The 13,444-nt window shown below is 45.1% G+C and carries 10 protein-coding genes; 1 reads left to right on the top strand and 9 read right to left on the bottom strand.

The window, feature by feature from the left end; translation table 11 throughout:
- Positions 1–290 precede the first annotated feature (290 nt).
- The 6 genes from radA to purM all read right to left on the bottom strand — a co-directional run bounded on the left by radA (position 291) and on the right by purM (position 7,928).
- Positions 291–1,652: a DNA repair protein RadA gene (radA, locus tag DW159_RS05055; protein WP_117549143.1), complete on the bottom strand. Its 1,362-nt coding sequence runs from the start codon at positions 1,650–1,652 to the stop codon at positions 291–293.
- A gap of 23 nt (positions 1,653–1,675) precedes the next feature.
- Positions 1,676–2,092, bottom strand: coding sequence for a hypothetical protein (locus DW159_RS05060; protein WP_022216880.1), 417 nt, complete (start codon positions 2,090–2,092; stop codon positions 1,676–1,678).
- A 235-nt stretch (positions 2,093–2,327) separates the two neighbouring features.
- Complete coding sequence (locus DW159_RS05065) at positions 2,328–4,811, bottom strand: ATP-dependent Clp protease ATP-binding subunit (RefSeq protein WP_117549144.1); 2,484 nt, start codon at positions 4,809–4,811, stop codon at positions 2,328–2,330.
- 188 nt (positions 4,812–4,999) lie between these two features.
- Entirely contained in the window at positions 5,000–6,271 is a 1,272-nt protein-coding gene (gene purD / locus DW159_RS05070; protein WP_022216882.1) for a phosphoribosylamine--glycine ligase, read from the bottom strand.
- A gap of 11 nt (positions 6,272–6,282) precedes the next feature.
- Positions 6,283–6,909: a phosphoribosylglycinamide formyltransferase gene (gene purN, locus DW159_RS05075; protein WP_022216883.1), complete on the bottom strand. Its 627-nt coding sequence runs from the start codon at positions 6,907–6,909 to the stop codon at positions 6,283–6,285.
- Positions 6,903–7,928, bottom strand: coding sequence for a phosphoribosylformylglycinamidine cyclo-ligase (purM, locus tag DW159_RS05080; RefSeq protein ID WP_022216884.1), 1,026 nt, complete (start codon positions 7,926–7,928; stop codon positions 6,903–6,905). Before purM ends, purN begins: the two co-directional genes overlap by 7 nt.
- Positions 7,929–8,153: 225 nt before the next feature.
- On the opposite strand from purM, the gene DW159_RS05085 reads away from it, so the two are divergent.
- Entirely contained in the window at positions 8,154–10,463 is a 2,310-nt protein-coding gene (locus tag DW159_RS05085; RefSeq protein WP_117549145.1) for a diguanylate cyclase, read from the top strand.
- 91 nt (positions 10,464–10,554) lie between these two features.
- Here the strand turns inward: DW159_RS05085 and DW159_RS05090 are convergent, their stop codons facing one another.
- From DW159_RS05090 to DW159_RS05100, 3 genes are read right to left on the bottom strand one after another with little or no spacing between them, the layout of a single operon-like run.
- Positions 10,555–12,660: an aminopeptidase gene (locus tag DW159_RS05090; RefSeq protein WP_117549146.1), complete on the bottom strand. Its 2,106-nt coding sequence runs from the start codon at positions 12,658–12,660 to the stop codon at positions 10,555–10,557.
- A 12-nt stretch (positions 12,661–12,672) separates the two neighbouring features.
- Positions 12,673–12,987, bottom strand: a complete 315-nt coding sequence (locus tag DW159_RS05095) for a hypothetical protein (protein ID WP_015535076.1) — start codon at positions 12,985–12,987, stop codon at positions 12,673–12,675.
- On the bottom strand, positions 12,974–13,438 hold the full coding sequence (locus DW159_RS05100; protein WP_117549147.1) for a VanZ family protein: 465 nt from the start codon (positions 13,436–13,438) through the stop codon (positions 12,974–12,976). Before DW159_RS05100 ends, DW159_RS05095 begins: the two co-directional genes overlap by 14 nt.
- Positions 13,439–13,444: the final 6 nt, after the last annotated feature.

Below are 13,444 nucleotides of genomic sequence, written 5' to 3' on the forward strand. Positions count from 1 at the left end.
TCAATGTCAACAACTTTTTTCATCTTTTTTCAAGTCATTTCGTCAGCTCTTATGAACTGATTTCGTGTCATAACCGGGTGATTATATAACGAATAAATCTCAAAATCTGATGCTTTATAGATGTTTCTGACACCGTCTCACGCGACAGCTTTTATAAGATACCACCATCATTTGGCAAAGTCAAGCACTTTTATTGAATTTTACACGAAATAATTTTGGCCACAATACCAAATGATACTGTGGCCATGCTCACCGCTATTATCGTGCTTTATATGATTGAATATTTTCTTCTATATATACTCCAGTGCCTGCTGTATATTTGCGACACCTACCACCTTCATGTCTCCAAGGTCTTTCATCTTCTTCACATTGTCCAGATTGGATCTCGGTATGATACAGGTCTTAAATCCCATCTTTGCGGCCTCGCGTACTCTCTGCTCAGCACCTGACACTCCACGCACTTCGCCTGAAAGTCCCATCTCTCCGAACATGACCATATCAGAAGGTATGGCACGGTTCTTGAAGCTTGATACAAGAGCAAATACTATTCCCAGATCTGCCGACGGATCATCAAGGCGCATACCTCCGGCTATATTCACATATGCATCACAGCCCGCCATAACTATGCCGCCTCTCTTCTCGAGAACAGCAAGCAAGAGATTTACCCTGTTGTAGTCGAGTCCCACACTTGTTCTTCTTGGCAGATTGAAGCTTGACTGGCACACCAGAGCCTGGATCTCAAGCAATATCGGTCTTGTTCCTTCCATTGTACATACTACTACAGACCCGGATGTGTCATCAGGTCTTCCATCCAGCATAAGCTGTGACGGGTTCTTCACCTCTGCAAGTCCGGTTCCCTTCATCTCAAATACACCGATCTCATTTGTCGAGCCAAATCTGTTCTTTACTGCACGAAGGACTCTAAACCCGGCATTACGCTCGCCCTCGAAATAGAGAACTGTATCTACCATATGTTCAAGGGTTCTTGGGCCTGCCACGGTTCCCTCTTTGGTAACATGTCCTACTATGAATATGGCGATCCCTGTCTGCTTCGCCATCCTCATGAGTCTGGCTGTAACTTCCTTTACCTGGGATACACTTCCCGGTGCAGACTCCACGTCATCCGTAACTATGGTCTGTATGGAATCTATAACAATGACCTTTGGAGTGTCCTTCTTGACATACTCCTCCACATCCTCGAGATTGTTGACACAGAGAAGCAGCATATCCTTTGTAAAATTTCCGATACGCTCTGCCCTCATCTTTATCTGTGAAAGAGACTCCTCACCTGACACATAAAGTATCTTCTGTCCCATCTCTGACATATTCCTGCACATCTGCAGCAATATGGTGGATTTACCTATACCCGGATCTCCTCCCACCAGCACAAGGGATCCGCTCACTATCCCGCCGCCTAATACTCTGTTTAATTCGCCTATTCCTGTGGTAAAACGCGTCTCGTCGGTGGTCTCCACCTCCAAAATGCTTGTAGGCGCCACGACAGTCCGCTTGCCGGACTGGCTCTTGGCGCCTACTGTCACTTTCTCCTCGCAAAATGAATTCCACGCTTTACAGCCGGGACACTGCCCCATCCATTTTGTCGATTCGAATCCACATTCCTGGCAAAAAAACACCTGTTTTCCTTTTGCCATAAATATCTCCTGTGTATGCTATATTAGTCAAATGCTCTCTTAACATCAACCTTGACTGGTCTGCCCTCTTCAAGATCTACGCTTATGCTCATCTTGCCACCGAGGTTGGTCTTGTTCTTGCCGACATATACATCGTCTACGTGAACCTTGTACTCTGTCTCAGGCTCAAGCTCAAGTGTGATGGACGCATTCTCTGGTCCCTCAACTACAAATGTAACATCGTTCTCATCAGCCTTGAAACCATGTACTGCTGTTCCCGGTACTGACTCATATACGAACATTCCGTTCTTCTCAAGCTTTGTGATCTCGTTGAAAGTCTTTATCTTGTAGATATCTCCCTGGAACTCAAAACCGTCCTTCTTGGTCTTTGCTCCAAGCTCATAATTACCGAATTCCAATGACTCCCCCTGTGCATTTATCAATTCATTTACTACTGACATTGATCTTATCCTCCTGTTGTTTTTGTATGATCTGAACTCTATCGCAATAATATCCTGATATATATCAATAATCTCTGTATACTATCCGTTAGTGATTTTCATTATACAGTAATGCATCCTTTTTTTCTACAAAATTATGCATTTTCACCAATATTTCATATTAATTTCTACTGCTATTTTTCCGCACTTGGCACTACTGTATATCATGCTCACATCACAAATATCTAATCCGACATCATTCCTCTGTCTTTTGTTTCGCTGTAAGTGATATTTTCTCAGTGGTTTTTCCGTCGGCTTCCTTCTTTTTCTTCGTTGACACTGTGACTGTATCACCTTTTTTGACATCACCTCTAAGCATCGCCTCCGCAAGCACATCCTCCACATATGTCTGAATAGCCCTTTTGAGTGGTCTTGCTCCATACTTCTTGTCATAGCCTTTTCCAAAGATATATTTCTTTGCATGGTCGGTGAACTTAAGCTCAATATCCATCTGTGTCTGGACACGGTTCTTAAGTTCCTTTAACATAAGTCCGGTTATATCCTTTACATTTGCCTCGCTCAGGGCATGGAACACGATTATGTCGTCTATTCTGTTCAAAAACTCCGGCTTGAAGGTTCTCTTGAGCTCATCCATTACATTGCTCTTCATCTTCTCATGTTCCTTTGTCTCATCGCTTACCGTGACAAATCCAAGCTGCTTAGGGTCAACTATACCCTGTGCCCCTGTATTGGAGGTCATGATTATGATGGTGTTCTTGAAATCCACCTTTCTTCCCTGGGAATCCGTTATATGTCCGTCATCAAGTACCTGAAGGAGAATGTTGAACACATCGCTGTGAGCCTTCTCTATCTCGTCAAACAGCACAACAGAATACGGATTGGTCCTGACCTTCTCGCTGAGCTGTCCGCCCTCCTCAAAGCCTACATAACCCGGAGGTGAGCCTATCATCTTGGACACGCTGTGCTTCTCCATGTACTCCGACATGTCAACTCTTATCAGGGCATCCTCACTTCCAAATACTATATCTGCAAGAGCCTTGGAAAGCTCTGTCTTACCGACACCTGTAGGTCCGAGGAACAGAAATGATCCCATCGGTCTCTTCGGATCCCTAAGTCCGACTCTGCTTCTCTTGATAGCACGTGATACGGCTGTAACAGCCTCCTCCTGGCCAACTACCCTCTTGTGAAGTTCACTCTCAAGGCGTTCAAGCTTCTTTGACTCCTTCTCCGTGAGCTTGCTCACAGGGATCTTGGTCCACACGGACACAACATCCGCAATATCGTTCTCCTGAACTGTGATATTTCTCCGGCTGGAAGACTGCTTTCTTGCATTCTTCTTTGCAATCTCCTTCTGTCTCGCGCTCACCTCTGCCGCCGCCTCTATATTGCCAGCCATGAGTGCCTTCTCCAGATCGTCGTTGAGCGTTGTAAGCTCAGCCTCCACAGCCTTTTTCTTCTCATAATTATGTCTGTCCGATGAGAATCCGAGCCTTTTTCTGGAGCATGCCTCATCCATAAGATCTATGGCTTTGTCCGGCAGGAATCTGTCTGTTATATATCTGATGGACAGATCCACCGCAGCTTCAACCGCATCATCGCTTATATCGACATTGTGATGCTGCTCATAGCATGGTCTGAGTCCCTTGAGTATCTCCACTGCCTCATCCCTTGTAGGCTCATCCACGTACACCGGCTGGAATCTTCTCTCAAGGGCCGCATCCTTCTCTATATACTTCCGATATTCGTTCAGAGTCGTAGCACCTATCATCTGGATCTCCCCGCGTGACAGGGACGGCTTCAGTATATTGGACGCATCTATTGCACCCTCGGCACCGCCTGCCCCTATGAGTGTGTGAAGTTCATCCACAAACAATATGATATTGCCATCCGATATGACCTCTCCGATAACCTTCTTTATCCTGTCCTCAAACTCTCCTCTGTACTTGGAACCGGCAACCATGCTTGAAAGGTCAAGCGAAAGGAGCCTTTTACCCTTTACAGTATCCGGCACTTCATCGTGGGCTATGAGATATGCTATGCCCTCCACAACAGCAGTCTTTCCAACACCCGGCTCTCCGACCATACATGGATTGTTCTTCATTCGTCTGCTGAGTATCTGCATGACTCTCTCTATCTCTTTTGTACGTCCGATGACCGGATCCATATTGCCCATCCGTGCTTCCTGTGTCAGATCTCTGGAATACTGATCCAGTGTAGGTGTGGATGTCTTGCTCTTATTTCTCGACTTTTTCAGTGCTGCATATTCTCTCTTTGCCGTATTCGCATCGCTTCCACAGGCCAGAAGTATGTCTGTGTACACCTTCTGGATATTTACATTCTCTGATGCCATAAGCTTTACAGCTACACAGTCTGTCTCCTTTATAAGTGCCAGAAGGATATGCTCTGTACCCACCTCCTGGGAATTGAGTCTTCTCGCCTCATACTGTGAGTCATCGAGAATCCTTCTTGCGCTCATCGTATATTTGTCTCTCTCCCCTGTGACTACTCCACCGGGTTCCAATGTATACTTCAACGCATCTATGATCTTAACTATATCCAGACCATTCTCGTTCAGAATACTGTACGCTGTTGTATCTGCTACGGATGCCAGTGCAACGATAAAATGCTCGCTTCCGACAAAATTCTGTCCAAGCTTCCTCGCCACCCTGTTTGCCTCTTTTATAACTATGTCAGATTCTTTGCTGTACGGTAATTTCATTCAGTCCACCTCAAATCTAAATAATCTAGGATTTTATGCGCTTCATTATAGCATATGTCGTCGTGCGTAAGCGCGATGACCTACGCACGCATCAGCGTGCTTCATTATAGCATATATATTACAGGAATACAAAAGAGGTTTTGAGACAAATTCTCTCAAAACCTCTTCCGTAAATATATATCTATAGATTACTGCTCGTCTATAGCCTTACCTATATCATGTCTCATGTACTTGTTGTCAAATGTGATCCACTCTGTCGCAGCATATGCATTCGCACGAGCCTCGAAAAGATCCTTGCCCTTTGCTGTAACACCGAGTACACGGCCGCCATTTGTCACGATCTGATCACCGTCAAACTTTGTGCCGGCATGGAATACAAAGTAGTCATCCTTGCCGTCAAACTTCTCAAGTCCATGTATAGGATAGCCCTTCTCATATGATACAGGGTATCCGTCTGATGCAAGAACTACGCACACTGCCGCATTGTCCTCAAACTGAAGATCAACTTTATCAAGTGTTCCGTCGATACATGCCTCCATGACATCGATAATATCATTCTTCATACGAGGAAGAACTACCTGAGCCTCAGGATCGCCAAATCTTGCATTGTACTCGAGAACCTTAACACCATTTGGTGTCATCATGAGTCCGCAGAACAGAACTCCCTTGAACTCTCTGCCCTCTGCCTTCATGGCAGCCATGGTTGGCTTGTAGATGTTCTCCATGCAATACTCGTCTATCTCTTTTGTATAGAAAGGACTTGGGGAGAATGTTCCCATTCCGCCTGTGTTGAGTCCCTGATCTCCATCCTTTGCTCTCTTGTGATCCTGTGCTGAAGTCATAGGCTTGATCGTTGTTCCATCACAGAAGCAAAGGACTGATACCTCACGTCCTGTCATGAACTCCTCTATTACCATGGTATTTCCGGCTGAACCAAAGTGCTTGTCAAGCATGATCTCCTTGACGCCTGCCTTTGCCTCCTCAAGGTCATTACATATGAGAACACCCTTGCCGAGTGCAAGTCCGTCAGCCTTTAAAACTATAGGGAATGTGGCTGTCTCAAGGTACTTGAGCGCTGAATCGGCATCTGTAAAGTTCTCATAAGCCGCTGTAGGTATGCCATACTTCTTCATGAGATCCTTGGAGAACGCCTTTGAGCCCTCTATGATTGCTGCATTTGCACGAGGTCCGAATGCTCTGATACCGGCTGCCTCAAATGCATCGACCGCACCTGCAACAAGCGGATCATCCGGCGCAACAACAACCAGATCGACTGCCTTATCCTTTGCAAATGCAACCAGCTTATCAAAATCCATCACACCTATATCAACGCACTCTGCAAGTGCTGCGATACCTGCGTTGCCAGGTGCACAATATATCTTGGATACTTTATCACTCTTTGAAATACTTGTAACTATAGCATGCTCTCTTCCGCCGCTTCCTACTACCAATACTTTCATGGATATTCCTCCTAATCTTCTACAACTGCAATTCCATCTTCAACATGTACTTTGCCATGGGCGATCTTGTCTATAACCGCAGGCAGAAGCTTCCACTCAGCCTGTTCCATCACACGCTGCTGCAGAGCTTTCGGTGTATCACCATTCTGTACTGCAACTGCCTTCTGCATGATGATCGGACCTGTGTCAGTGCCTTTATCTACAAAATGGACCGTAGCTCCCACTACCTTGACACCTCTTGCAAGGGCTGCCTCATGAACTTTAAGTCCATAGTAGCCTGTTCCGCAGAATGCCGGTATGAGTGATGGGTGTATGTTGACTATCTTATTCGGATATGCATCTATCACTATCTCAGGTATGACCACAAGATATCCTGCGAGAACTATAAGATCCGCTCCGGTCTCCTGAAGCTTTGCGAGGAGTGCCTCGTTGAATCGAGCTCTGTCCGCGTAATCCTTAGGGCTTACGACCTCCGCTGCTATTCCCACCTTCTTCGCCCTCTCAAGAGCAAATGCATTCTTATTGTTGCTTATGACCGCAACTATCTCCGTATCTGTTATGACTTTATTATCTATGGCATCTATGATGGCCTGAAGATTGGTTCCGCCGCCTGATACCAGAACTGCAACCTTTAGCATAAGTCTACTCCCTTTTCACCAGCTACAACTGTACCGAGAACAAATGCCTTGTCGCCGGCAGCTTCTATAGCTGCAATAGTCTTATCTGCGTCTGCAGGGTCTATAGCAAGACACATACCAACTCCCATGTTGTATGTGTTGTACATCATATGCTCATCTATATCGCCTTTCTTTGCGAGAAGCTTGAATATAGCCGGTACCTCATATGAATCCTTCTTAACCTGAGCACGAACTCCGTCTGGAAGCATTCTTGGGATATTCTCATAGAATCCACCACCTGTGATGTGACTGCATCCCTTGATCGTAATGCCTGCATCCTTCACTGACTTGAGAGCCTTTACATAGATTCTTGTAGGCTCAATAAGTGCCTCACCGAGTGTCTTGCCAAGCTCGTCGTAATATGTATCAAGAGATTCCTTTGTCATCTCGAAAACCTTTCTTACAAGTGAGAAACCGTTGCTGTGCACTCCACTTGAAGCGATACCTATAAGTGTATCTCCAGGCTTAATGCTCTCTCCTGTAATAAGATCCTTCTTCTCAACAACACCTACTGCAAATCCTGCAAGGTCGTACTCATCCTCAGGCATAAGTCCCGGATGTTCTGCTGTCTCACCACCTACGAGGGCAGCTCCTGACTGGTTGCATCCCTCTGCAACGCCGCTTACTATAGTTGCAATCTTCTCAGGATAGTTCTTGCCACATGCTATATAGTCAAGGAAGAAAAGTGGCTCTCCACCAGAGCATGCGATATCATTCACACACATTGCCACTGCGTCGATTCCGATGGTGTCATGCTTATCCATAATATAAGCGAGCTGAACCTTTGTTCCACATCCATCTGTTCCTGACAGAAGTATAGGCTCTTCCATATCCTTGATCTTAGCGAGACTGAAAGCTCCTGCGAATCCACCAATTCCGCCAAGTACCTCGGGTCTCATGGTTGTCTTGATGTGCTTCTTCATAAGCTCCACAGACTTGTATCCAGCTTCAATATCTACTCCGGCATTCTTGTAATCCAATTTCTTATCCTCCTGTTATCTGTTTTGTACAAGGCGCACCGGCACCTTTTCAAATATTCCAATAAATTATAGATTATATCGAATACTTTGTAAAGATTGAGATGATTACAAATTGATAATGTGGTGAACGTGTGGTATAATCACAATATATTGTGATTATAGCTATCCGCAATATATAACAGTCGATTATACTACAGTAAAAGCAGTTACTAAAGGAGCACCCGCATGACCAACAACAGATTGAACATCGGTATTTTTACGTGTCATATTGATAACGATTACGCAACAGAGGTTTGCAAAGGAGCTGAATACGCAGCAAAGGAACTTGACTGCAATCTCATCGTATTTCCGGGCATGTTTCTGAATGCCTCCTTTTATGATCCTGCCAATCAACTGTATGATTACCAGTATAATTCGATTTTCTACTATGCACATCCTGAGTGTCTGGACGCACTTATCATCTCCGTCGGAGCTATATCATCTCTGTTATCGGAGAAGGACATGAATTCTTTCCTTTCCCATTTTGATGGAATACCTATCCTCACACTGGAGGAGAAGCTTCCGGGATATCCATGCATCAGAACAGACAATTCAAGAGGAATGAGGGATGCCATAGAACATCTCATAAAAGAACACAAGAGAAAGCATATATGCTTTGTTGCCGGCAAGGATGACAACACCGACAGCAATCTCAGGCTCAAGATATACAGAGAGGTTCTCTCTGAGAACGGACTCAGCGTTGAGGACCGCATGATAATACACGGCGACTTCGCAGAATACTGTCAGGATGAGACTGCACAGCTTCTGGATGTAAACCCGGATGCCGATGCCATCGTATTTGCAAATGATCGCATGGCAATAGGCGGTTATGCAGAACTCAAGTCCAGAGGAATACGCATAGGAGAAACCATGTCAGTCATCGGTTTTGACGATTCACCATCTTCCGTCAACATGGATCCCCCCCTCACCACAGTCAATATCAATTCCTGTGAACTCGGTTTCCGTGCAGTGTATGCGGCGGTGAGACTTGCCCAGACCGGCAACATGAAATCCGAGACTCTGGATTCCAGACTTATAAACAGACTGTCCTGTTGCTGTCACCTGTGCACAGAGAGCGACTTGATAGATGCCGGCAGACATTTACTGGATCTTGACATACCGGACATCATCGATATTCTCGACGGACGACTCTTCGGAGAGATTGCAGATTCTTTCTTTGCCTCCAAAGTCATGTCCGCATACAACAGGATACTCATTGATATAGTATCCGTGATCAAGAGCGACATTGATACGGAGTATCCACAGAACAAGATCATCGATGAACTCAAATGTATTCTCGAATCTGACCTGACCGATTTTTATTCTGTCCAGAAAACAGCATACATGTTCCGTGAACTGGCTTCCATCTTCTCAAGCTGTAAATTGTCTGCAGCCAAGAGTCTCCAGTTCAACAGACTTAACACGACCATAACCAACACCATATCACTCTTCATCTCGAATCAGCTTTACAACACGATATACGAGAACAAGATGATGGGCTGGTCATCAATATACATAACCCGTGACACCCTGACATACGGCGAGGATCTTGGCAAGACATACACATCCATCCTCCACAAGCTTCAGGGGCTGAATTACGAAGGAGCTTACATCTACACCTACGACGATCCTGTGCGCATCACAGACACGGGAAGCTGGATCGTTCCAAAGTCAGTCTTCCTTCAGGCTTTCTTCAACCCGAACAATTGTCAGGTGCTTTTCGGAGAGTCCAGAAGGGTTCCTTCTGTAGAGATTTTTGACAACGAATATACATACTATGACAAGCGTTTTACATCCGTCATAGTTCCTATATTTACAAACGAAGATCACCACGGAGTGTTCATATGCAACACAGATGTGGCTCACTTCAGTTCCATATATTCCACCAGCCTGCAGCTCGGTGCAGCACTGAAATATATGTCGCTGCTCCGTGAGCAGAACATCACGCAGGAACAGCTCAGGATGTCTCTGAACGAGATCCACGAGAAGAACGAGCTTCTGAACCACCTGTCGACATCAGATGAGCTGACGGGTATATATAACAGACGTGGATTTATGGAGCGGGTTGAATACTATATCAACATTCCGTCAAACTGTGGAATGAAGGCCATACTTCTCTTCGCTGATATGGATTCACTGAAAGTTGTAAATGACAAATTTGGACACAAGGACGGTGACTTCGCCCTCAAGAACATCGCGAACATCCTGTCCCAGAGCTTTGGTCCACATGATGTCATCGGTAGAATAGGCGGCGATGAGTTCGTATGCTTTGCATTTATAGACGACTCCGATTACGTCACCGAAGTGCAGCGCAAGATCAAGGATTTCTCAGCCGAGCTGAACGCAACCTGTGGCAAGCCATACTTCATAGAGATGAGCGTTGGTGTTACTGAATTTGTCTGCGATGGAGAACAGACCATCGAGGATCTACTCTCACAGGCAGACACGGCACTTTACTCAAACAAGAGATACAAGAGAATGTCCATACTGAAGTAATCTTCAGTATCAGAACAAAGATATATACATAAAGAGAGACAGATATTTATTTCGACTGAAATAGATATCTGTCTCTTTTTGTCCTATAGGTCTACTTTGCCTGATCCAGCGCTTCATTGAGCTTCTCTGTTCCCGGCAGGACAAATCTGCCCTTCTCGATGATCGGAACTTCAGTTCCATCCGGATGAACGGAATATATTCCTCCTATCTCATCGTAAGGTATTGTTATGTCTGTATGGCAGTTGAAATACGCCTTTGACACATCTGTTTTTCTCAGAATAGAACACTCATTGTCCTTTGCCACGATCTCCTTGCCATCAGGATTATGGAGCACATTTTCCTCACTCCAGCTATAGCATGTATCTCCCACAGCAAAATGCGGTCCCATCTTCTCAACTATGAGGATAGGCAGTTTATACACTATGTCATATTTGTTTGCCATGACGTATGCTGTCGTATTTGTTCCTATTGCAAACTCTCCTATAGGAAGTGTATCCCTTCCGCCCAGAAGATTCTCCTTTATATACGCCTTGTTCTTCTCCGTATCCGGATAGTTGTCACATGTATAGTCCGCTATTTTTCCATCCTCAAATGTAAGCTTGAGATTCACATATTTCAGGCCGTCCAGGAATACTTCACTTACGTTTAATATTCCGTGGGTTCCGGTGAGCTTCGGTGAAGTGAACACCTCTCCAACAGGTATATTCACATCGGCTACGCAGTTCTCAAAGTTGGTCTCCTTCGATGGATCTGTCATCTCGTGCATCATAACGGTCATATCAGTCACATTTGCTCCCTGACCGACAACCCTCACGTGTTCAGCCCTATCAAGCTCATCTATCATACTCTGATGGATCGCCCTGAACAGATCATTGTCCAGTGTGTTGATCCTGACAGTATCCCTGAATATATCTCTGTATCTATCTCCGATCTCCGGCACAGGGTATGCTATTATAGTGAAGCTGCACTGATCCTGGGCTATATATTCATTTACGATCTGTGAACTCATTGTGCGGTATGAGATCGCAGCCTCCTGCTGTTTCTTGTCGAGCACAGGATTCAGTTCACTGTTCTCCGGCTCAAATGGGTTCTCGCCGAACACCTCGACCACCGCAGGGCCCGCATATACTGAAGCCTCATAGGCCATATTCTTGTATGCCTGTCTAAGCACCTCCAGCTTTCTCTCCATGAGCTTCTTGTCCATGAAGAGTGCCTCATCCATCCTGTGATCGTACTCGAGCTGTCTGTTAGGAACGCTTGACGAATAACCTATCCTGTGTATAAGTCTCCTGTTGATCCTGTTTGCCGCATATCGGTAGCATATCGGCCTCAGACCCATCTGCTCAAACTGCAGTATCGCGGCTCTTATCATCCTCTCCTGTCCAAGGAAATATCGGATATTTACAGTTTTCTTCTTCGAGAGATCTATTCCGGCAGCCTCGAATCCCAGTCTGTAGCCCTCGGTGAATGTTCTTGCCATGGCCTCTATCTCTGAATCCGGCAGGGTACTCATGAAAATCGCCGTGTCGATCTCATTTTTCCCTACATACTCTCCATATCTGTACAGATACGTGACATCGCCCAAATCGCTGTTCATGATGATATCCGTCGCAAATGTGAGATCAGGGTCAAGCTGCTCTCTTATCCTGTACGTGATCCAGAACTCGGCATAATCGTTCTCAAAATAATACACAGCGGATTCCAGATCCTTCACGGAAAAATCATCCTGAAACATGAAATATATCTGGACAAACAGCTCCGCAAACAAAGTTATGTCAACCACTCTGCCCTCAAATGCGTACACTGTCATTCCTCTTATCTCGTTGTACACAAATCCCAGAAGCTGGGCGATGCGCTTTATCTCCTCTTTGTCACGGGTGTAATCCTTTGAAAACTCACCCATGATATATCTGTAATTTGCATAGCTTCTATTGTAGTTGTCTCCCAGTATGTCATTGTACAGCCCATGGTTCATCGCCTGAAGCTGATCAAGGCTCCTGTCTGGCAGTGCGTCATTTTTTACCAGTTCCAGAACATCTCCTATTCTAGCTATAAATCCGGCAACATGACTGAAATAATCTCTGTACGGCTCCTTTACCAGTGATTCATGGATTATCTGTCTCACACGTTCCATGATAAGCTCATAGCGCTCTTCTATATCATCATATTCTTCTGTAAGATTCTTATAATAATTCATCGCATGCCCTTTCTATAATCCCATCAATAAAAATATAACAGACGCTCCAAGAACTATAACATTAAGTATGATCGCCATCTTCTTGTTTGTTATACCTCCGTTGTCCGCCCTGTAGCCTATGGCCGAGAATACCAGGCCTGTAAATGCCATCAGCATCGCGCTGACCATGAGGACTCCGTACACCCTCTGTACCTTTCCCTGGGTGAGTATGGATTTTATGATGGATATGACCACAAACACTCCGCCAAATCCGCCCAGAAAGTATCCAATTATGGTGTCCGTCGGCAGACCCGGTGTCGAAACTTTGAATTCCTTACTTCTTTGCATGATATCTCCTGATAAGTTTTGCTGTAACGTAATATATACAATATCCTATGACTCCACCAAGCGTATTCATGATGATGTCATCGATGTCGAACACACCCAGTTTGGTTATGTACTGCACCGTCTCTATGGCAAGTGTAAATCCCAGAGAGTACAGGAGAGCCTGTACAAATGTCGTGTTCTTATTTCTCGCCCATCTGAGCAGCATACCAAACGGTATAAATGCGATTATATTGCCATAGAGATTCAGAAATACACTCATTGGCGACATCTGATCACCGTATGTGATAAATCGATGTATTTCCTGCAGAGGGTGAAGATTGTATCTGCGTTCATCATATCCCCCTCTGCCAAACATATCGCTGAAAATAAGAAAGTAAACGATACAGATTATATAAAGCACAAACAACACAGAGCACACAGCCCTGAGTTTTTTTCTATCTATCTGCTTCAAAATATT

The organism is Coprococcus sp. AM14-16 (assembly GCF_003434675.1).
Lineage (GTDB): Bacteria > Bacillota > Clostridia > Lachnospirales > Lachnospiraceae > Coprococcus > Coprococcus aceti.